Source organism: Clostridium pasteurianum DSM 525 = ATCC 6013 (assembly GCF_000807255.1).
GTDB classification, from domain to species: Bacteria; Bacillota; Clostridia; order Clostridiales; family Clostridiaceae; genus Clostridium_I; species Clostridium_I pasteurianum.
Window position 1 is genome coordinate 1,299,762 of record NZ_CP009268.1, and the last position, 22,648, is coordinate 1,322,409.

Annotated in this window: 22 protein-coding genes; 19 read left to right on the plus strand and 3 right to left on the minus strand. The window is 30.1% G+C overall.

Annotated elements, in window-relative coordinates; all coding sequences use genetic code 11:
- The first annotated feature begins 166 nt into the window (after positions 1–166).
- The 16 genes from CLPA_RS05830 (at position 167) to CLPA_RS05905 (ending at position 16,742) form a co-directional block, all read left to right on the plus strand.
- On the plus strand, positions 167–373 hold the full coding sequence (locus CLPA_RS05830) for a DUF1657 domain-containing protein (RefSeq protein ID WP_003446019.1): 207 nt from the start codon (positions 167–169) through the stop codon (positions 371–373).
- Positions 374–444: 71 nt separating this feature from the next.
- Positions 445–1,305 carry a DUF421 domain-containing protein gene (locus CLPA_RS05835; RefSeq protein ID WP_003446020.1) on the plus strand — a complete coding sequence of 287 codons (861 nt, stop codon included), beginning with the start codon at positions 445–447 and terminating at the stop codon, positions 1,303–1,305.
- A 17-nt stretch (positions 1,306–1,322) separates the two neighbouring features.
- On the plus strand, positions 1,323–1,802 hold the full coding sequence (gene spoVAC / locus CLPA_RS05840; RefSeq protein WP_003446022.1) for a stage V sporulation protein AC: 480 nt from the start codon (positions 1,323–1,325) through the stop codon (positions 1,800–1,802).
- On the plus strand, positions 1,803–2,804 hold the full coding sequence (gene spoVAD / locus CLPA_RS05845; RefSeq protein ID WP_003446023.1) for a stage V sporulation protein AD: 1,002 nt from the start codon (positions 1,803–1,805) through the stop codon (positions 2,802–2,804).
- A gap of 37 nt (positions 2,805–2,841) precedes the next feature.
- Positions 2,842–3,195 carry a stage V sporulation protein AE gene (spoVAE, locus tag CLPA_RS05850; protein ID WP_003446025.1) on the plus strand — a complete coding sequence of 118 codons (354 nt, stop codon included), beginning with the start codon at positions 2,842–2,844 and terminating at the stop codon, positions 3,193–3,195.
- Positions 3,196–3,376: 181 nt separating this feature from the next.
- On the plus strand, positions 3,377–3,583 hold the full coding sequence (locus tag CLPA_RS05855; RefSeq protein WP_003446026.1) for a DUF1657 domain-containing protein: 207 nt from the start codon (positions 3,377–3,379) through the stop codon (positions 3,581–3,583).
- Between the two features lie 271 nt (positions 3,584–3,854).
- The gene (locus CLPA_RS05860; protein ID WP_003446028.1) at positions 3,855–4,877 is read left to right on the plus strand and encodes a metallophosphoesterase family protein; all 1,023 of its coding nucleotides are present in this window, start codon (positions 3,855–3,857) and stop codon (positions 4,875–4,877) included.
- A 63-nt stretch (positions 4,878–4,940) separates the two neighbouring features.
- Positions 4,941–5,315 (plus strand): L,D-transpeptidase, encoded by a 375-nt coding sequence (locus CLPA_RS05865; RefSeq protein ID WP_003446034.1) that lies wholly within the window; start codon positions 4,941–4,943, stop codon positions 5,313–5,315.
- Between the two features lie 498 nt (positions 5,316–5,813).
- Positions 5,814–6,851 carry a PocR ligand-binding domain-containing protein gene (locus CLPA_RS05870; protein ID WP_003446035.1) on the plus strand — a complete coding sequence of 346 codons (1,038 nt, stop codon included), beginning with the start codon at positions 5,814–5,816 and terminating at the stop codon, positions 6,849–6,851.
- A 367-nt stretch (positions 6,852–7,218) separates the two neighbouring features.
- On the plus strand, positions 7,219–8,361 hold the full coding sequence (locus CLPA_RS05875; RefSeq protein ID WP_003446038.1) for a glycerol dehydrogenase: 1,143 nt from the start codon (positions 7,219–7,221) through the stop codon (positions 8,359–8,361).
- Positions 8,361–10,121 (plus strand): dihydroxyacetone kinase subunit DhaK, encoded by a 1,761-nt coding sequence (dhaK, locus tag CLPA_RS20385; RefSeq protein WP_003446040.1) that lies wholly within the window; start codon positions 8,361–8,363, stop codon positions 10,119–10,121. The genes CLPA_RS05875 and dhaK overlap by 1 nt, the downstream gene beginning before the upstream one ends.
- A gap of 187 nt (positions 10,122–10,308) precedes the next feature.
- Positions 10,309–11,013: an MIP/aquaporin family protein gene (locus CLPA_RS05885; RefSeq protein ID WP_003446042.1), complete on the plus strand. Its 705-nt coding sequence runs from the start codon at positions 10,309–10,311 to the stop codon at positions 11,011–11,013.
- A 98-nt stretch (positions 11,014–11,111) separates the two neighbouring features.
- Complete coding sequence (locus tag CLPA_RS05890; RefSeq protein WP_003446043.1) at positions 11,112–12,053, plus strand: DMT family transporter; 942 nt, start codon at positions 11,112–11,114, stop codon at positions 12,051–12,053.
- A 445-nt stretch (positions 12,054–12,498) separates the two neighbouring features.
- Positions 12,499–15,276 (plus strand): cation-translocating P-type ATPase, encoded by a 2,778-nt coding sequence (locus CLPA_RS05895; RefSeq protein ID WP_003446044.1) that lies wholly within the window; start codon positions 12,499–12,501, stop codon positions 15,274–15,276.
- A gap of 489 nt (positions 15,277–15,765) precedes the next feature.
- Complete coding sequence (locus CLPA_RS05900; RefSeq protein ID WP_003446045.1) at positions 15,766–16,020, plus strand: hypothetical protein; 255 nt, start codon at positions 15,766–15,768, stop codon at positions 16,018–16,020.
- Positions 16,017–16,742, plus strand: coding sequence for a protein kinase domain-containing protein (locus CLPA_RS05905; protein WP_003446046.1), 726 nt, complete (start codon positions 16,017–16,019; stop codon positions 16,740–16,742). The genes CLPA_RS05900 and CLPA_RS05905 overlap by 4 nt, the downstream gene beginning before the upstream one ends.
- A 113-nt stretch (positions 16,743–16,855) precedes the next feature.
- Here CLPA_RS05905 and CLPA_RS05910 read toward each other — a convergent pair whose 3' ends face one another.
- Positions 16,856–17,041: a hypothetical protein gene (locus CLPA_RS05910; protein ID WP_003446048.1), complete on the minus strand. Its 186-nt coding sequence runs from the start codon at positions 17,039–17,041 to the stop codon at positions 16,856–16,858.
- A gap of 744 nt (positions 17,042–17,785) precedes the next feature.
- Here CLPA_RS05910 and map point away from each other — a divergent pair.
- Entirely contained in the window at positions 17,786–18,535 is a 750-nt protein-coding gene (gene map, locus CLPA_RS05915; RefSeq protein WP_003446049.1) for a type I methionyl aminopeptidase, read from the plus strand.
- A 121-nt stretch (positions 18,536–18,656) separates the two neighbouring features.
- Here map and CLPA_RS21095 read toward each other — a convergent pair whose 3' ends face one another.
- Together CLPA_RS21095 and CLPA_RS05920 are read right to left on the minus strand one after the other, a co-directional pair.
- Complete coding sequence (locus tag CLPA_RS21095) at positions 18,657–18,800, minus strand: hypothetical protein (RefSeq protein WP_158380939.1); 144 nt, start codon at positions 18,798–18,800, stop codon at positions 18,657–18,659.
- Positions 18,801–19,072: 272 nt separating this feature from the next.
- A complete protein-coding gene (locus CLPA_RS05920; RefSeq protein WP_003446053.1) occupies positions 19,073–20,254 on the minus strand; it encodes a cation diffusion facilitator family transporter in 1,182 nt (393 codons plus the stop codon).
- Positions 20,255–20,589: 335 nt separating this feature from the next.
- On the opposite strand from CLPA_RS05920, the gene CLPA_RS05925 reads away from it, so the two are divergent.
- On the plus strand, positions 20,590–21,897 hold the full coding sequence (locus CLPA_RS05925; RefSeq protein WP_003446055.1) for a M18 family aminopeptidase: 1,308 nt from the start codon (positions 20,590–20,592) through the stop codon (positions 21,895–21,897).
- 41 nt (positions 21,898–21,938) lie between these two features.
- The gene (yyaC, locus tag CLPA_RS05930) at positions 21,939–22,439 is read left to right on the plus strand and encodes a spore protease YyaC (RefSeq protein ID WP_003446064.1); all 501 of its coding nucleotides are present in this window, start codon (positions 21,939–21,941) and stop codon (positions 22,437–22,439) included.
- The last annotated feature ends 209 nt before the right edge of the window (positions 22,440–22,648 follow it).

A 22,648-nucleotide genomic window follows, 5' to 3' on the forward strand; every position in this document is an offset into this window, starting at 1 on the left:
AACGCGGCTGTGGCCGCTTTTTTATTATATAATTAAATATTTATCGGGCTTTAGATATGTAATAGAATCATTTCTAATTAAAAGTATATTAAAGATAAAAATCGTAATATTTTTGTGAATTTTTGATAATAATAGATTTAGTAACATGTTCAAGGAGTTGATTATTATGACAGTAGGAAGCAAAGTAAAGCAAACTTTAGCTGGATTAAAAGGAATTGAAAGCACTTTAAGAATTTATTCTGTTCAAAGTAAAAATAAAGAAGAGATAAAAGTTTATAAAGAAGCTTTAAAGACTACAGAATCAGTTATAAAGAGTATAGAAAATAGGATAAAAAGACTAGAGTTTGAGGAACCTCAATACAAAGGAAATTAGTTAATTACGGATAATATAAAAATTGCTATCTGCAATTAATATAACTAATTATAGTTGGAAGGGAAGAGATTATGCAGAATTGGATTATAGTAGTATTTAGAACTATGATTTTATTTTTTTTAAATTTAGTAATAGTAAGAATTATTGGAAAAGTAAACTTGGCAAAAATGACTCCATTTAAATTTGTAACTTATATGATAATTGCCATTATTTCTGCTGCTATTTCTTTGGGATTAATAGGCAATATAGTATTTGGAATTTTAGCTTTGGCAGTTTGGTTTTTACTTTCCTTGGCTATTGATTACTTGTCAATAAAAAGTAAGTTTATACATGATTTTATAAATGGAAGAGAAACTATATTGATGAAAGATGGAAAGGTTATGGAAGATAATCTCATGGGTGTTAGATATACAGGTGAAGAATTACTCAGAGAATTAAGATCTAAAAATGCATTCAATTTAGCCGATGTTGAGTTCGCAGTAATGGAGTCAACAGGAGAAGTAAATGTATTATTAAAATCTGAAAAGCAACCCATAACTTCTCATGATCTTCAAAGAAAAGTTGCACCGGCAGATGAACCGGAAACTGTAGTATTAGATGGTAATATCCTAGATGAATCTTTAAAGAACAGAGGATTAACCAGAGAATGGTTAAAGGCTCAACTATCAAATTTTGGAGTATCTTTAGATAATGTATTTATTGCTCAGGTAGATTCTTCTGGAGACATTTTTATAGATACTTTTGATGATAGTATACAAATTCAGCAGTCTCAGGTTAAAGAATTACTGTATGCAAGTATTTCAAAGGTTCAGGCAGATTTATTTACTTTTTCTTTGGAAACAAATAATCCTCAAATAAAAAAGATGTATTCACATAATGCTGATAAAATTAAAAAAATGATGGATGAATTAGAGCCGTATTTGCTGCGGTAAAAGAAGGTGGTAATAGTATGTCTAATAAGAAAAAGAAAAAATTAACTCCTATAGAACAAGAATATCAGGATTTTGCTTCTGAAAGAGAGCCTAAAAGACCTGTAGTGAAAAATTGTTTAAGAGCTTTTATTGTGGGAGGTATCATATGTACAATAGGCCAGGGACTTCAATGGTTTTTTATAACCTATTTTAATTTTACTGAAAAAACTGCAGGAAATCCTACGGCTGCTATTTTGATAATAGCTTCTGCTCTTTTTACAGGTTTAGGAATTTATGATCATCTTGCACAATGGGCTGGTGCTGGAACTGCAGTACCTATCACAGGTTTCGCAAATACTATTGCTTCTGCTGCTATTGAACATAGAACAGAAGGTTATGTACTTGGTGTAGGAGGAAACATGTTTAAACTTTCTGGATCAGTAATTGCCTTTGGTGTGTTTTCGGCTTTTCTAGTTGCATTAGTAAAAATAACTGTTATATGGTTAGGTGGGATGTAAATGCTTAAAGGACATCAAACATGGGTTTTTGATTCTAAACCAGTAATATTGTCTTCAGCTGCTGTTGGAGGACCCTTTGAAGGTAAAGGAGCATTAGCTGATGATTTCGATATACTACATGAAGATATATGGTTAGGACAGGACAGCTGTGAAAAAGCAGAAAAGAAATTACTAGAAGAAGCCTGTGAAACTGCAATTACTAAAGGAAATATGGAAAAAGAAGATGTACAATTCTTTATAAGTGGAGATTTAATGAATCAAATCATATCCAGCAGCTTTGCTGCACGTACACTTGGAATGCCCTTTCTTGGTGTCTTTGGTGCTTGCTCCAGTTCTATGGAAGGTCTTGCACTATCTTCCTTATTAGTCGACAGTAAATCAGCAAATTATGTTGTAACAGGTGCTTCTAGTCACAATGTTACTGTGGAAAAACAATTTAGATATCCTACAGAATATGGAGCACAAAAACCTCCAACTGCTCAATGGACAGTAACAGCTGCAGGGGCTTGTTTACTAGCCAGGGAAGGAGAAGGCCCAAGAATAAACTGTGCTACTGTGGGAAGAGTTGTAGATATGGGAATTACTGATCCCTATAATATGGGATCTGCTATGGCTCCAGCAGCTGTAGATACAATAGAAGCACATTTTAGAGATATGAATATAGAACCATCTTATTATGATCTTATTGCTACAGGAGATTTGGGTAAAGTTGGTCATAGAATTGCCAGTGATCTATTAGCTAAACACAATTTAAAAATTCCACAAAGTATATTTACTGATTGTGGAATGCTGATTTATAGAGAAGATCAGCCTGTAATAGCTGGAGCAAGTGGCTGCGGATGTTCAGCTTCTGTTACTTATGGTCATATTTTAAAGAGAATGAAAAAAGGAGAATTAAAGAAGGTACTTATTGTAGCAACTGGGGCACTGTTATCTCCTCTTTCCTATCAACAAAAGGAAAGCATACCTTGTATTGCACATGCAGTATCCATAGAAATATAGAAATTCCCTTTTATATATAAAGTGAGGTGTTAATAGATTGGGTATTTTTATTTGGGCATTTATTATAGGTGGAGCTATATGTGTTATAGGGCAAATAATGATGGATGTGTTTAAGCTTACCCCTGCACATACTATGACTACATTTGTAGTAATAGGAGCTATACTTGGAGGTTTTGGATTATATGACCCTATAGTAAAATTTGCAGGTGCAGGTGCATCCATACCTATATCCAGTTTTGGAAATTCATTGGTTAAAGGTGCTTTGATGGAATATAAAGAATATGGGATTATAGGGGTGCTCACTGGAATATTTGAAATTACCAGTGCTGGCATTTCTTCTGCTATAATTTTTGGATTTTTGGCATCATTAATATTTAAAACTAAAGGTTAATACTAGCAAAACAGCGAATATTTATAATTATTTTTAGTTTTCAAAAAGTAAAATTATATGTGGTCATATTGTTAATATAGCTTTATCTATATAAATTTGAAAAGTTTATTTGAATTTTGGAACAATTAAACAGGTATAATTTTTAGGGCTTTATATAAAATATTGAAGGGAGGTGAGTGTTATGACAGTAGGAACAAAAATGCAGCAAGCTATAGCTGGTATTGAAACAGCAGCAGCAACAATGAAGACTTTTGCATTAGATACAGATAATCAAGCTGCTAAAAAAGATTTTCAGCAATTATCTAAAACTTTTGAAGATGCATTACAATTATTAAATGGAAGATTAAAGCATATTGAAGAAGAAGAGCCTCAATATAAACAACAATAAAATCTGAATTTTAATCTATGATTCGGCAGTTAATTAATTTGGATTATTCATAATAATTATTATACTTATCTTATATTAGAAAGTATACATATGTGATTAATCATAAAATTAACTGCCGAATTATTTGTTTTATATTAAATTACATATAACAATTAGGTGGATATTATAGATGATTGTAATACTTATAAACTAAAGAATAATAAATACTGCAGAGGAAAACCTAATATTGAAAATATATTTTAAATAATATTTAATAGGTGTGGCGGAAGATATGAAAATTAAAAGATCTAAAGAAAAAGAATATAGTATAAATATATTCAAATATATAATTCATAATAAAATATTACTGAAGGTATTCTTGAGCAGTTTAATGATAATGATTATATTTCAAACCGATTATAGAGGGAAAGTGCAAAAAATCAATCTTAAATTCAATTCAAATGGAACTTTTAAAATTATACAATTTACAGATATACATGAAACATATTTAAAAAATGAAAAAAATATAAGATTTATGGAAGATATATTAAATACTGAAAAACCAGACTTTGTGATTTTAACAGGAGATAATATAGAAGGTAAATATTGCTGGTCTAAAAATAGTGTTAAAAAAGCTATTGATGATATTGCAAAACCTATGGAAGACAGAAAAATTCCTTGGGCAGTGGTACTGGGAAATCACGATAATGAATTTTCAAAGGTAAGCAGAAAAGGGCAGATGAAAATATATATGTCTTATGAATATAATTTAAGTCAAGATTATTCAACGGTAGCGGGAAGAGCAGGAGATTATAATATTCTCATAAAAGATTCTAGAAATATAAAGCCCATATTTAATATTTATATGATTGATTCTGGTTATTACTGTTTGGGAGGATATGGATATATAAAAAAGCAGCAGATAAATTGGTATAGAGAAATGTCAAATAAATTGAAGAAAGAATATGGTTATAGAATTCCATCACTTATGTTTTTTCATATTCCACTGCAGCAGCATTATGAAGCATGGAAAAATGGAAAAGTTGCAGGAAATAGAAATGAGTTAGAATGTCCTCAAAACTCTGATAAAGGGTTATTTTCTTCACTGCTAGAAATGGGAGATGTTAAAGGAGTGTTTGTAGGTCATGATCATGCTAACGATTATTTGGCAACGATTAAAGATATTGCACTAGGTTATGGAAGATGCACTGGCAATGGAGGTTATGGAAACAAAAATTTTAAAAGAGGTGCAAGAATATTTATAATAAATGAAAATAATACAGAAAAGTTTAAAACTTATGTAAAATCAGAATAATATTCACTTACCAATATATATATTAATATAATGATTTATATAGTAATTTTTAGGAGATAAAAGATGTTTTTTTATCCAGTTAGGTATAGTGAAGGATATTATAGAGCAACATATACAATTACAATAAATAGAAATGCACGAAGTTTAATTTTATATAAAGACAATAAATTTTATAAAATTTATCCAGTTGCAGTTGGTAAAGGATCTACTCCAACTCCAGCAGGAACTTTTAAGATAATAAACAAACAAAATAACCCTGGAGGCCCCTATGGTGCAAGATGGATGGGACTCAGTGCTCGTGGGATTGGCATCCATGGAACAAATAGACCTGGCTCTATAGGAGGTCCTGTTTCTCATGGATGTATACGTATGTACAATAAGGATGTAATTGAACTTAGCAATTTAGTACCTGTTGGCACTGTAGTGAAAATTATTTAGTAGTTGACTCAATTGAAGCAAGTTCTTAATTCAGATGGGGATTTTTTTACTCCATCTGAATTTTAGAACTGCAAAGGCATGGCTTACTTTGCATCGAACTCCCACTTGAAGAAAAGCAGAGAACCAAAATCTTGTTTTTGATTTTGTGTGAATCGCTTTCACAGCGTGCAAGTAGAGAGCCCAAATTTTAATTTGGTGTGAGGACTGTACAGAGTGCGTGGGAGATTTACGCCAAGTTAGTCAGGTTAAAAAAATATAGTGATGTTTCATAATGTATATCCATGCATTGTGGAATATCTTTTTAAATCTTATAAATATCTTACTTAGTTGGAGTTTTACAGTGATTAGTTATAGAATAAATTTGTTTTTTACATATGATTCATAATAATGAAGAAAAGCCCATGAGGCTAATAAAAATTTTATCATCTATAGATACTTACAATATGATAAAATAAGGTATAGATATAAATATGAATATAGGGAAGGAGTAGTAAGCAATTGTCACAAGATAATTTTAATTTAAATAAACTTATAGATTTAAAAAAATGGGACAATTTACAGGATTCACTTGCGGAAGTTACAAGGGTAGCAATAATAATCGTCGATTACAAAGGAAATCCAGTTACTAAGCATAGTGGTTGTAATAGATTTTGCAAAGAGGTAAGAAGCAATCCCAATCTTGTGAAGTATTGTCAAAAATGTGATTCAAGAGGTGGTATTGAGGCAGTTCGTTTAAATGAACCATATATATATTTATGTCATTACAATATAATAGATATAGCTATTCCCATAATGATTGATGGTAAATATATTGGAGCAGTTATGGCAGGTCAAGTAAAATTGTCAGATAATAATGTTGAAGATGTGCTAGAGAAAATAGCAGTTTTGTCTAAAAATTCTATAGCTGAAAAAGCTTTAGATGATTTTAAAACTTATTATGATGAATTACCTGTTTTATCTTATTACCAAGTAAAGAAAATTGCAAATATGTTATTTGCAATGTGTAACTATTTAGTAGAAGAAGCATTAGAAAAAAATTTAATTTTGGATATATATAAAAAGACTATAAAAAATCATACAGGAATAGATTCAAATATATTGACGGGTTATACAATGAAAAATATTGAAAATGTAAAAAAGGAAATGTCGAATACTATGATAAATGCTTATGTTGAAGATAAGATTTCCAGTGATAGGCAAGATATTAAAGTCACTGACATTCTAAAACCGGCAATAGAGTACATTTATGATCATAAGAGTGAAAACGTTAAACTAGAGAAAATGGCTAAGATTTGTCATATTAGTCCAAGTTATTTCAGTAGATTATTTAAAAAAGAAACTGGAGAAAATTTTTCAAACTATGTATCTAAATTAAAAATTGAATGGGCAAAGAGTTTGCTTGAAGAAACGGATATGCAAGTTAATGAAATTAGTGATGAGCTTGGATTCAGTGAGTCAGGATATTTTATAAAAATATTTAAAAAATATGAAGGTGTAACGCCATTTTTGTATATGAAGTATTGTAAGAAAGAATAATCATTAGAAATTTAAAGCTACTTGAAAGTGAATTGATTCATTTTTAAGCAGCTTTTTTATATTTTTGATTATGATAAGAACGGAAATTTTATTTATTCTGTGAAATTTGACGTCTAAAATTCTTTAACCATAAGTTTTTAATTTTTAAATAGTTAATTTAATTCATTTTTACAGGTGGAGATAGGTTTTATTCATTTATTAGAATAAATACAATAAAAAAATACAATAAATCGATTTCATGACAAAAAATTACGGTTTTAGATTGTATTTTTATGTCATGGTAGTCCAATGATTTTTTATGTAAACGATATTATAATGAAAATAAGTTAAAAATAAAAAAAATTTTATAAGAGAAGGGGAAAGTAATATGAGAAAAGCATTTATTTGTCCAACTAAATATGTACAAGGTGAAGATGAAATTTTAAATTTAGGATATTTTGTTAAAACTTTTGGAGAATCAGCTTTATTAATAGCCCATAAAGATGATGTGTCACGTGTTAAAGATAAATTAGATAAAACTGCTGAAAAATTTGGAATTACTTTTGTAGAAAGTGGATTTAAAGGAGAATGTTCTAGACAAGAAGTAGCTAGATTACAAGAGGTTTCCAAGGAAAACAAATGTGCTTGTACAATTGGCCTTGGTGGAGGTAAGGCCATTGATACTTCTAAATGTGTTGCAGAAGGAGAGGCTTTAATTATAGTTCCAACTATAGCTGCTACAGATGCACCAACAAGTCATTCTGCTGTACTTTATACACCAGAAGGGGCTTTTGATGACTATGCTTACTTTAAACAAAGTCCAAGTGTAATTTTAATAGATACTACAGTAGTTGCAAAGGCACCAACTCGTTTCTTGGTTTCAGGAATGGGAGATGCATTATCAACATATTTTGAAGCAAGAGCAACTTCAAATTCTTATTCTAAAGTAAATGCAGGTTTACCTTGCGGATATAGGGAAGGAAGCTGTGGTGAGGCAAAAGGAACTAATACTGCATTAGCACTTGCAAAATTATGTTATGAAACTCTTATTAAAGATGGAGCTAAGGCAAAAGCTGCTTCAGATTGTAATTTAGTTACACCAGCATTAGAAAATATAATAGAAACAAATATTCTTCTATCTGGTATTGGTTTTGAAAGTGGTGGCCTAGCTGCAGCTCATGCAATTCATGATGGATTAACTATACTGGAAGGAACTCATAAATATTTTCATGGTGAAAAGGTTGCCTTTGGTACAATTATACAGTTAATACTGGAAAATGCACCTACAGAAGAGTTAAATGAAGTGTTAGATTTTTGTTTGGAAGTAGGATTACCTGTTTGCCTATCAGATATTGGGGTAGATAGTATTACAGAAGAGGAACTTATAGAAGTTTCTAAAAAATCATGTATTGAAGAAGAATCAATTTATTCTATGCCATTCCCAATAACTGTTGAAGCAGTAGCAGCAGCAATTATAACAGCAGATAAAATAGGTAGAGATTATAAGGAAAAGAAGAGGATGTGTAAATAATGAAAAAGATAATAAATAAACCAGAAACTGTAGTAATGGAGATGTGTAATGGCATAGCCATTGCACATCCGGAGCTAGAGTTCATAAGAAAATATAAAATAATGAAAAAGAAAAATATAAATCAAGAAAAAGTAAGTTTAATAAGCGGAGGAGGAAGTGGTCATGAACCAGCTCACGCGGGCTTTATAGGAAGGGGAATGTTAGATGCAGCAGTGTGTGGAGATGTATTTGCTTCACCTTCTCAAATTCAAGTCTATCAGGCAATAAGAGCTACTGCCAGCAAAAAGGGAACTCTGCTTATTATAAAAAATTATAGTGGAGATATGATGAATTTTAAAAATGCAGCGTATCTTGCAAGCGAAGATGGAATTAAAGTTGATTATGTCAAGGTAGATGATGATATCGCAGTTAAAGACAGTTTATATACTGTTGGAAGGCGTGGAGTTGCTGGAACTGTTTTAGTGCATAAAATAGCAGGTGCAGCAGCAGAATCGGGACTATCTCTAGAAGAAGTTAAGAAAGTTGCTGAAAAAGCTGTTTCAAATGTTAGAAGTTTAGGATTTGCATTTTCCTCTTGTACTGTACCAGCTAAAGGTACTCCTACTTTTCAAATAGCAGAAGATGAAATGGAATTTGGTGTTGGAATTCATGGAGAGCCTGGAATTAAAAGAGAAAAAATAGCTATAGCAGATGAATTGTCTGAGAGAATTGTAGATTCTATTTTAGAGGATATAAAAATTGATGATAAAAATACTGAAGAAGTTGCAGTATTAATTAATGGATTTGGAGGAACTCCACTACAGGAGTTATATTTGTTTAATAATTCTGTTACAGCAGAGCTTGTAAAGAAAAATATTAAAATATCTAGAATTTTCGTTGGAAACTATATGACAAGTATAGATATGCAAGGAGCTTCTGTATCTATAATGAAATTGGATGAAGAACTTAAGACATTATTATCAAAAGAAAGTGATACTCCTGCCTTTAAGGTTTCAGGTCCTGCAGGAGTGGGTGAATATGTAAGTTTAGAAGAGAATAAGGATATAGAAAAGGAAGTCTCTTTTGGAATAGAAACTGATGAAAAATTTTCACGCATTAATAATGAAAAAATAAACTTAAATAATATAATTTACATTGTGGATAAGATGAGTGAAGTCATTATCAAAAATGAAATACCATTTTGTGAATTAGATTCTCATGCTGGAGATGGAGACTTTGGAATGAGTGTAGCTAAAGGATTTAAGCAATTAAAAAGAGAATGGAAACAGATTCTTTTAGAACAATATAAAAATATTGGAGCTTTCTTAAATGCATGTTCATTAGTAATAATGGAGCATTGCGGCGGAGCTTCAGGACCAATATGGGGATCGGCTTTTAGAGCTGCAGGAAGACAAGTAGGAGCAAAGACAGAGCTCACTATTTCTGAATTTGCAGAAATGATGCAAGCAGCAGTTAAAGGAGTTCAAGCTACAGGAGAGCGTTCTTTTGGAAGAGGGGCTGTAGTAGGAGATAAAACATTAGTAGATGCCTTAGTGCCTTGTGCCGATGCTTGGACAGATTGTGCAAAATTAAATGCTGACTTTAAAGAAGCTTTTAAATTATCAGCAGAAGCAGCAGTTGAAGGTGCTAAGAACACAGAAAAAATTGTAGCACGTATGGGTCGTGCAGGAACAGTCGGAGACAGAAGTATTGGATATCCAGATGCAGGGGCATATGGATTGGGTGTAATATTCACAGAGATTTCAGAGGTTATAAAGTAGTTAGAATGTTTAAAGAAATATTATAATTAAATTAATAATAAACAATTTTAAGATATATGTGATTGCACATTAATCAAGCACATATATCTTAAAATTTATAGGAATATTTATTTAGCTAGTAGTATTATTTGTAAACGATTGAAACACGGATTGTTTATTTATAAAAAACCATGAAGGGAAGAAGTATATGGAAGGATTTGTAAGTGAAATGCTGGGAACAATGATTCTAATCATTTTAGGTGATGGAGTTGTTGCCAATGTGGTTTTAAAAAAGACAAAGGCAGAAAACTCTGGATGGATGGTTATTTCAACAGGATGGGCATTAGCAGTTACCATACCTGTTTTTATATTTGGCAATATTAGTGGAGCACATTTCAATCCTGCAGTAACCATTGGAATGGCATTTATAGGAAGTTTTCCATGGAGTAATGTAGGTATCTATATAGCTGCTCAGTTAATAGGTGCTTTTCTTGGTGCTATTATTGTATGGATATATTATAGGCCCCATTTTAATGCTACTGAGGATAAAGAGGCAAAACTTGCTGTATTTTGCACACAACCGGCCATTAGGGATATATATTCAAATTTTATCTGTGAATTTATTGGTACTTTCATACTAGTATTTGCTATATTAGGTGTAGGAAATACTAAAATGATCAATGGTTTGTCTCCCATAGTGGTTGGAGGTATTATTTGGGCAATTGGTCTTACATTAGGTGGAACGACAGGTTATGCTATTAATCCAGTAAGAGATCTGGGCCCCCGTATAGCACATTATATTTTACCCATAAAGGACAAGGGAAGCTCAGATTGGAAATATGCATTGATTCCTGTAGCAGCTCCTATTTGTGGAGGTATTGTAGGTGCGTTATTGTATAAACTAATATTTTAATTTTATATCATCTATTCTAAGCTATTGTAATTATGTGATAAAATAGTATTAATAAACTATTATTAGAATATAATTTAAAGGAAAGGTGGCTAATTTTAGTGAGTAATTATAATAGTTTCTCACTAAAGAATAAAATGAAAAATAAAAAATTGGCTTATTTATATCTAATTATAACCTTTTGTGCCTGGGGTAGTCTTTATGTAGTTGGTAAATTTGTAATGGGAAAAGTTCCAGTGTTTATGATTTCCTCTGTGCGATATATAATTGCAGGAATAATACTATTTTTTATAATGAAAAAAATGAAACCTAAGAAAATTGAAAAACAGGATTATAAATATATTTTTTTAATAGGATTTGTAGGCTATTTTATAGCCACAGTAGCACAACTAATAGGTGTAAAATTTTCTAATGCCTCTCTTGCCTCTTTGGTTAATTCAGTTAATCCCATTGCTATTATGCTATTTGCGGCAATTATACTTAAGGAAAAGCTAACTTTAAAAAAGGTGATTTGCATTATTTTAGCCGTTGTAGGAGTACATACTATTATTGGTGGCTCAAATGAAAGTGGAGAATTAATTGGGATTTTAATTTCATTATTTGCAGTTATATCCTGGTCTATTGTATCTGTTATAGTTAGAAGAGTTACTCAAAAATATGATCCTATCCAAATCACTACTTATGGAATTATTATTGCAGCAATAAGTACTTTGCCTTTTTCAATTGGAGAATTTGTAATAACTCCTAATATTCAGATTGATTGGACAGTGGTAATTTCTTTAATATATATAGGTGTAGTCTGTACTGCTCTGGCTCATTTTACATGGAATAAAAGTTTGTCCATGATAGAAGCAGGCTCCTGTTCTCTATTTTATCCTATACAACCAATGATGTCAGTTTTCTTGGGGTGGTTGTTTTTAGGAGAAAGTATTAATATAAACTTTGTTATTGGTGCAGGGCTAATTATTGTGGGTGTATTAATAAGTGTTATTCATAATAAAGATGTGGAAGTAGATAATAAAATTCAAACGAAGATACAATGAAAAATTCTGTTTATTATAAGGTATTTTTTACAATATAATATAAAAATTCATATTATATATTGACAATTTATAATTTTGCTATTATAATTTTAAACATATTAAAAAATAGTATAAATTAGTTAATGAAATTGTTAAAGGGGAGTAACTACCCGTAAGGGAGATAAAGTCAACATCCTGGTTTCTATAGCCTGGCTTTATCATGACGTTTGTCAATGTAAGACTTTTAACACAACGCACTATAGGTGTCTGGTTGTGTTAAAAGTCTTTTTTTATTAGCCTATTTAAATTTCAAATACATTTAAATAGGGCTGATATATTTTTAAAATTTTACAAAAGATTATGTCAGGAGGTATATAAATTCTAAATTTGAAAAAAGTAATAATAAGTTATATTTAATACAAAAATCATAAATAAAAATTTATTAATATTTGATGGAGGGGGAAAAATGGAGATTTTTCAAAAATCAATCAAGGAAATTCTAGATGGATTTAAAGTGGATCCTTCTAGGGGGTTAGATGATAACCAAGTACTAGAAAGTGAAAAAAAGCATGGTAAAAATCAATTTTCACCATCTGAAAAAGTATCTCTTATAAGAAAGATACTAGAAGCTCTTAAAGAACCAATGGTATTTATTCTTCTTGTTGCGGCTTTTATAACTATTGGTATGAATTCATATAAGTATTTTCAGGGGCTTCATGCTGAATTCACTGAAAGTATAGGTATATTGGTTGCTATAGCTCTTTCTGTAGGAATTAATATTGTTATGGAGGGAAGATCACAAAAAGCTTTTGACACCTTAAATAATATAAATGATGATATAAAAGTTAAAGTAGTAAGAAATGGAGATATCCAATATATATCAAAAACAGATGTGGTAGTAGGGGATATCATTAAAATTGATACAGGAGATAAGGTCCCAGCAGATGGTAGATTGATTGAGAGTTTACAGTTAAAAGTTGATGAATCTATGCTTACAGGTGAAAGTATTCCTGTAGATAAAAATCCTGATATTAATATTACAGATCCTAAAACCAGTTTATCAGAACGTAAAAATATGATATTTTCAGGTACTTTTGTAACCTATGGTCAGGGAACTATAGTTGTTACTTCTATAGGTGATAAAACTGAAATGGGAAATATTGCCACGGAACTTAAAAGCACTGAAACTAAATCTACACCTCTTCAGGAAAAGCTAGATAAACTTGCTAAGTCCATAAGCGTTTTAGGAATGATTTCAGCTGTTGTAATATTTACCTATGAGTTGTTTAAAATCTATACTAGTAATACATTATCTTTTGATACAGTACAGAATGCATTTATGACAAGTATAGCTCTTATAGTAGCAGCTGTACCAGAAGGATTACCAACAGTAGTTGCCATAACACTAGCTTTAAACATAATTAAAATGGCAAAAAGTAATGCTCTTGTAAGAAAACTGGTGGCCTGTGAAACTATAGGAGGAATAAATGTTATTTGTTCTGACAAGACAGGAACCCTTACTAAAAATCAAATGACAGTTATAGATATATGGAATAATGGTGAACTATTAAAACCTTCTGATTTAAAGAGTAGATTTATGATTGAAAATTTTACTATAAATAGTACAGCGGATATTAATGTACAAGAAGGTAGTGTAAAATTTATAGGTAATCCTACAGAATGTGCGCTGCTAAAGGCCTATGGAGAAACAGACTGTTCAAGAGAACCAGCGAAGTGTACTAATTATTCTTCTAAAGGAACTATTTGTGAAGCAAAATGTCGTGATTATATTTCTGGTGATGACGATGAAGTGGCAGTGGATTATACGGATATAAGAAATTCTGCTGATGTGGTGTATCAGTATCCGTTCAGCTCAGAAAAGAAGTCCATGACTACTGTAGTTAAGGGAAATACATCATATAATGTATATACAAAAGGTAGTCCAGAGAAAGTTATATCATTATGTGATAAGATAATAATCAATGATAAAATAGTAGATTTTACTGAAGATATAAAATCAAAAGTAAATGATGAAATTGTAAAACTGCAAAAGCAGGCAAAAAGGATTCTTGGATTCTCTCATAGGGATGTGAAAGAAGTAAGTGGAGAATGGAATGAGATACAAGGTGATCTTGAGCAAGGGATGATTTTTGATGGATTTGTTTCCATAGCAGACCCTCTTCGTGATGATGTATATGATGCAATAGATAAATGTAAGAAATCTGGTATAGATATAAAGATGTTAACGGGAGATAATATTGTAACAGCTAAATCCATTGCACAGCAATTAAATATGATTAAGGAAGACAGTATAGTTATTGAAGCGCAGGAAATTGATGAAATGTCCGATGATGAGCTTTTGAAAATACTGCATAGAATTGTTGTAATTGCAAGAAGTAAGCCTCTTACTAAAATGAGAATAGTAAATCTTTTGAAAAAGACTGGTAATGTAGTAGCCGTTACTGGAGATGGTATCAATGATGCTCCAGCTTTAAAAAATGCGGATGTAGGAATTGCTATGGGTATAACTGGTACAGAAGTTTCAAAGGAAGCCAGTGATATTATTCTTTTGGATGATTCTTTTTCAACTATTGTAGAAGCTGTAGAGTGGGGAAGAGGAATATATGAAAACTTCCAAAGATTCATACAGTTCCAGTTAACAGTAAATTTAATTGCCGTACTTACAGTAATTATCTGTGAAATAATTGGGAAAGATCTTCCTTTTACTACTATACAATTGTTATGGGTAAATCTTATAATGGACGGTCCGCCAGCATTATCACTAGGACTTGAAGCTTTAAGAAGCCACCTTATGGAGAAGAAGCCAGTTAAAAGAGATGCCAGTATAATAACTAAAACTATGCTTTCACGTATAATAGTAAATGGTATATTCATAGTAATTATGATGATGCTTCTCATAAACAACAATGTTTTAGGTGGAACTACAGAGCAGCAAAGCAGCATAGTCTTTACAAGTTTTGTAATGTTCCAGTTGTTTAATGCTTTTAACTCAAGAGAATTAGAGAACGATAGTATATTTAAAAATATTTTCAAAAATAAAACTATGATATTGATGATAGGCTTGACTTTTGTATTGCAGATAATAATAACTCAATTTGGTGGAGAAGTCTTTAGAACAGCACCATTGTCTATTGTAATGTGGTTAAAAGTTATAGCATATACTTTCTCTGTTGTGGTATTTTCTGAGATAGTAAGATTTTTAAGAAGAACTTTTTCCTTCTAAAAAGATAATTTAAATAATTTAGATGTTGTAATAATTTTTACATAAATTATTACAACACTATATTATGAATTTATCTGGTAATTAGTGCTTTTAATATTTAATTTTTAACAATGGAAATAACATTATAGTGTTGTATAGATAATTTATTTAAACTCATTTAGAATATAAAAATATTCATTAAGTTAGATTAATTGGTATAGTATTTCTTAATTGTGGTTTCAATAAATTAAAAAGTAAAACACATTAAATAGTTAGAAAATTTGATATGTTCACAATTATATGATATTATACAATGGTAAAGGTTATTATTCTACAATTTGTTAATAATTAAAAATATAATGGAATTAAACTCTAGTTTTATATATAAATTTTTTAACTAATTTAAATATGATAATATTGCTATACCAATAAAAGATTAATTATAATTTATAAGTTACTTTTACAACAATTATTACATTCTGTAAATTAAAAGAATAGGAGGATGATACTATGGGTTTTTTTTCAAGACTATTTGGAAGAGGAGATAGCAGTCATCGTGGCAGCGGCTACTATAAGAGACAGGGATTCTTTGATCGTATACTAAATATGGTTGGCTCAGGTTCTCATTCAGGAAGAAGATACGATAATCGTTATCATGATTCAGATAGGAGAAGACATTATAATCACTATTCAGATGATTCTTATAGAGATAATTATCATGATAGAAATTATCGTAGAAAAAAGTATAGAAGTTCCTGGTCATGATTTCACGTTTTTTTAAAAAACAATACCCATCAGGTTATTTACTTGATGGGTACAAAATTATAAGCTTAATAGGGGAAGGCCGTTTTGGTAAATGCTACTTGGTTGAGATAAATAATAAATTATATATTTTAAAAGAAATAAAACCTAAATCCCTTAAAAAAAGTGGTGAAAAGGTTATGTTTGAAGAACAGATACTTTCTTCTATTGATAATCCTGCTGTTCCTAAATTAATTCATACTATAAAAAGAGACAATATATATGCTTATATATTAGAATATAAAAATGGAAAGACAATTGAGGATATGATTTTTGGGTATGGTCATAAATTTGCTAGTTCTGAAATTTATAATATAGGGATTAAATTGATAGATATAATAAAATACTTGCAGAAAAGAAATATTGTTCACAGAGATATAAGAATACCAAATGTAATTATTGATGAAGAAAATGTTTATCTTATAGATTTTGGATTAGCACGATTTATTGATAATAAAAAATACAGTATTTATGATGATTTTTTATATTTGGGTCATTTATTAATTCATTTATATTACTCATCTTTTACAAAGAACAACAGAAAGTCAAGACCCTGGTATGAGGAGTTACAGCTATCCTTTGATGAATTAAAATTTTTAAAAAGACTACTTGGAATAGAGAAAGAATACCAAGATATTTATGAATTAGAAAGAGAATTTTTGAATTTAAAACTCGATAAAGTATAGTTAGTTATAGAAAATTATTAAGTATAGATGGTTGCTTTAATTACACATAATTATATTTTATAGTTTTTAAATTTAGGCAGGATACCCCCGCCTAAATTTTTTCATGCCTAAAATTATTGTCTATCATCCTTATGTCTATTATAACCTCTCTGAGTTTGACCATTTACATTATATTTATCCATTGAAAACTGCTTTACTTCTTTAATTTGTCCTTCCATGGCTGTTTCTGCATTTTCATTATGATCTTCTACACTCTTTTGATTAGCTTTTGAACTGTTTAGTGAATTAAAATTTGCCATTTTATATGTGGTTGACAAAATCTTATAGATTTATAAGATTTATTCCCTATATACTCGTAAATACTTAATAGTTTTTAACATGACTAACTTGGCATAAGACTTCCACGCACTCTGTACAGCTCTCACACAAAATCAAAAAAAAGATTTTGGTTCTCTGCTTGCACTCTGTACAGTCCTCGCACCAAATTAAAATTTGGGCTCTCTACTTGCACTCTGTACAGCGATTCATACCAAATACAAAATAAATTTTGTTTTATCTGCTTGCACGCTGTGAAAGTGAGAGTTCGGCCAAGTAAGCCATGCATTTGCAGTTCTAAAATTCAGATGAGATAAAAGAATCCCCACTTGAATTAACAACTTGCTTCAATTTACGAGATGTCAACTCTCTCCTTTCTTAATATTTATCAGCTTTATTTTTTATTCTCAATATAATGCTAACAATCCATAAGATTGTATTCCATGATTAAATCATTTTTGCATTTAATTTTAATTAACAATATATATTTTATACAATATATTAATAGTTATACGGATTGATAAGTTAATAGCTTATGGTATAATTAGGAGTAATTAATCAAAAGTTATTTATATTAATTATAGAATTTTATATGATAAATTTTAATTTACATATAATCAATAATTTTTATTGTCAATATAATATAATTGTAAATAATAAATTGATTTAAGGTAAAATAATTAGTATAATAATAAAAAAATTAAGGCTAAGAATAGAAGGGGTAAATAGTGATAGAAATAAAAACAAAACAAGAAATAGAATATATGAGAGAAGCAGGTAAAATACTGGCAGCATGTCATAAAGAAATTAAAAAAATGATAAAGCCTGGTATAACTACCATGGAAATAGACGCTTTTGTGGAAAAATTTTTAAAAAAGTACAATGCAACTCCAGAAGAAAAAGGTTATATGGGATATCCTTATGCTACATGTGCTTCAGTAAATGATGAAATCTGCCATGGATTTCCGACTAAGAAACCTTTAAAAGAAGGTGATATTGTAACTATAGACATGGTGGTAAATTTAAATGGATGGCTAGCTGATTCTGCATGGTCTTATGCTATAGGAAAAATATCAAAAGAAGCAGAAAATCTTATGAAAGTTACAAAAGAATGTCTTTATAGAGGAATAAAAAAAGCTGTTCCTGGAAATCACATAGGTGATATAGGTTATGAAATACAAACTTATGCTGAATCCCTTGGATATTCTGTAGTAAGAGATTATACAGGACATGGTATAGGTAAAAAGATGCATGATGATATAGCTGTACCTCACTATGGAAGGCCTGGAAGAGGGATAAAACTTAGAGAGGGAATGGTAATAACAATAGAGCCTATGATAAATATAGGAACTTATGAAACTGTAGAAGACAGCAATGGATGGACAGCACGTACTGCTGATGGCAGCCTTTCTGCTCAATATGAACACACACTTGCAATAACAGAAGATGGACCAATAATTTTAACAGAACAGGATTAAAGGACAAAGTAAATCTTATGTTAGTGTAGTGATAAGCGTATGTTTCAGCTCATTAACAGGTACAGCTTTTTTAAATGGCAATATGGGTTTTTAGACCAGTAGGTCGGTTATGATAACTAACTTAAAAATATAAAATTTTCAAGCTATAATTACTATATCCATCAATTTTGTTAACCTGCCAACAAGACCCTGTTGTTAATAAATCTGGCCAAACTGGAGCTATTTTAGATGAATTATATGAGGAAGCTGCAACTGCTACCACCATCTTGTTGGAGATAACAGCTGCAGCCCTTAGCTTTCAAATAATTGTCTAAACATTAATATGCCATTAAAGTATAGTTTCTAGGAATCTAAATATCGATATTTTCTATACTTAGAAATCGTTATACAAGATTATCTCCCACCACTATTCACTTTCTACTGTCAACTATCCACTTATTAGGTGAATTTACTACTATCACTTTTCTAAATCTGATATTTGTTCTTTGAACTTTATACTTTGATGTTTGTTTCGTCTTTTCCCACTATTATGAGACATTATTGAGTATAGTCTTGATCAATAGTTATAATAGCATCATAACATGGATAAGCTTTTTTAATAGACTCAATTACACTTTTTTTTAGATTTTCTTTTTCCCTCTCAGATATTTTATCATCAAAACTTACAACTGCATCAAATAATATCTTCCTACACTTGCCATCACCGATTATTCGAAAATCATGAATTGATTTTATAATAGGGAAATTTTTTAATAGTTCTGTAACTGTATTTTTAGTTGAGATTATTTCTGCAGAATTATTACATATGGGATCCATATGTATAACTATAAAGATATCCAGTTTTTCAGAAAGTTCTTTTTCAGCGGTATCAATTATATCGTGAATTTTCATAATGGATATATTACAGGGAACTTCCGCATGAAGTGATGCCATTATTTTCTCAGGTCCATAATTGTGTATTATTATATCATGTACGCCTAAAATATTATCGTAACTTAATATGCCGTTTTTAAGCTTTTTTATCAAAGTTGGATCTGGGGCTTCACCAAGCAATGGATTAAGAGTTTCTTTTAAAAATGAAATACCAGACAGTAATATAAATATGGCTATTATCATTCCAACATAGCCGTCTATTGATATGTTGAGAAAATATGATATTAATATAGAGAATACCAAGCCTATAAGTATTATAGCATCATTTAAAGAATCGGTACCAGTGGCACTAATAGTAGAAGAATTTATTAATTTACCTAGACCTTTATTAAAATGACTTAACCAAAGTTTTAGAGGAATAGCGATCAGCATGATTATTAATGTAATTATGCTGAATTTTAGAGGCTCTGGATGCATTATCCTTTCGAAGGAACTTTTAACAAATTCAAAACCTACCATTAGTATTAAAAATGAAACTATAAAAGCAGAAATATATTCTATTCTCCCATGTCCGAAAGGATGTTCTTTATCTGCAGGTTTGTTTGCCATTTTAAAACTAATTAGAGTTACCAAAGAAGAGGTTACATCTGTAAGATTATTAATGGCATTTGCAATTATAGCTATACTGTTAGTAATTAAACCTAGTACTATTTGAATTGTAAATAATATTAAATTAATTATTATTCCTATTATCCCACTTAAAAATCCATATTTTTCTCTTACATTTTTGTCATTTATATTATCGTAGTCTTTTATAAAACGCGATACTATAAATTTTCCAGTCATTTAAAACACTCCTTAAATAAAATCTTTTAGCAATTATTTACTAAAAGTATTTAATATTTTAACTTCTATTATACGGTATTTTGATTAAATAGTATAGTAATTATACTCTTAATCTCTTAATTGAATATAGGAAAAAGGACTAAGCTTTCCCCCATTTGATATTTGTTCTTTCAACTTTACACTTTGATGCTTGTTTCGTCTTTTTCCACTATTATAAAGTAAAAAACATTAATTATAGTTTATGCAATTTATTTTTCAGGTATTATGGAAAAATAAAGCTATTTTTTGATATACTTTATATGTCTAAACAATACAAACTTGGAGGTTTTATAGATATGAATACTGAAATAGAATTAGCTAAAGATCTTATAGATTTTATATATGAAAGTCCTTCTTCTTTTCATACAGTAAAAAATATTAAAAAAATACTTATTAAAAAGGGATTTACTGAACTTAATGAAGGTGAAAGATGGGAATTACAAAAGGGGGAAAAATATTTTGTCATTAGAAATGATTCTGCTATTATAGCTTTTAATATTGGAAATGGAATTATAGCAAAAAAAGGATTTAAAATTATTGGAGCACATACAGATTCTCCAAGTTTTAGAATTAAACCATCTCCTGAAATGGCTGTAGAAAAAAGTTATATAAAATTAAATACAGAGGTATATGGAGGACCTATTTTAAATACTTGGTTAGATAGACCACTTTCTGTGGCTGGAAGAATTACTGTAAAAGGTAAGGGCATACTTTATCCAGAAGCAGCATTGGTAAATATAAAAAGGCCTATAATGATTATTCCAAATTTAGCTATACATATGAATAGGTCAATTAATAAAGGGGTAGAATTAAATAGACAATTGGATGTACTTCCTTTATTAGGACTTATAAATGATACTTTAGAAAAGGATAATCTTTTGGTTAAAACTATAGCAAGGGAGTTTAATATAGAACCAGAGGAAATATTGGATTTTGATCTTTTTTTATATGAATACAATAAAGGAAATATAATAGGACTTAATAATGAATTTATTTCAAGCAGCAGATTAGATGATTTAGAAATGATTCATGCAAGTCTTGCAGCTTTTACAGAGGCTGACATTACAGATGCTACTAATGTTCTAGCTTGCTTTGATAATGAAGAAATTGGAAGCTCTACGAAACAGGGAGCTGATTCAGAATTTCTTGCAGGAACTCTTGAGAGAATTGTCATATCTTTTGGCGGAGACAGGGAAGATTATTTCAGAGCGCTTTACAAGAGCTTTATGATTTCAGCGGATGCTGCTCATGCTGTTCATCCTAATAGAGGAGAAAAAAGTGATCCTACTAATAGACCTATTATTAACAAAGGGCCAGTTATAAAAATAAGTGCAAATCAAAAATATACTTCTGACAGCAATACTATTTCAGTCTATGAAGCTATATGTAAAAAAGCAAAGGTACCTGTACAAAAATTTGTCAACAGATCTGACGAATTAGGTGGGAGTACAATAGGACCAATATCCTCTACTCATGTTGGAATAAGAACAGTGGATATGGGAACTCCACTTTTGGCTATGCATTCTATAAGAGAGCTATGTGGTGTTCAGGATCATATTTATGTTAAAAGATCCTTAAAAGAATTTTACAACGAAAATTCATAAATTAAGGAATAGAGAATATCTAAAATATGGGGGATATGCATATGGAAATTTATTACGGGGAGAAAGATGCTCATAAAAGGATAAGTGAAGAAATTGATAAAAGAATAGTAGATAAAAATAATATAGTAATATTGTGTATTGGAACAGATAGAAGTACGGGTGACAGTCTTGGACCTTTGGTGGGCACTTTTTTAAAGGGAATTGACAATGTTTATGGAACTTTGGAAAATCCAATACATGCTAAAAATTTGTCTAAAAGTATAAAAAATATAAAATTAATTTATGATAACCCCTATATAATTGTCATAGATGCTTGTCTTGGAAATGCTAAAGATGTGGGTAAAATTATAGTTAAAGATAGTCCTATAGTTCCAGGAGTTGCATTAAATAAGAAATTGCAGGCGGTAGGTGATTTAAGTATAATTGGGGTGGTAAATGTGATTGATGATAAGGAGTTTATGGTACTTCAAAATACTAGATTAAATACTGTATATAATATGGCACAGGTTATTTCAAAGTCTATAATTGCAGCTTCGCTTTAAAATGAGACTAATTGCTTGAAATATAAGAGTTGTCTAAATAAATTATACAAAAACTGTGGCTGTTATCTCTATGAATTTAAAGATAACAGCCATTAGTTATGTGATGATTAAATTTTATTTGATTAGAGCAAGATTAATTTTAACCTGACTAACTTGGCGTAAGTCTCCAGCTTCTTCAAGTGGGAGCCCAACGCCAAGTAAGCCATGCA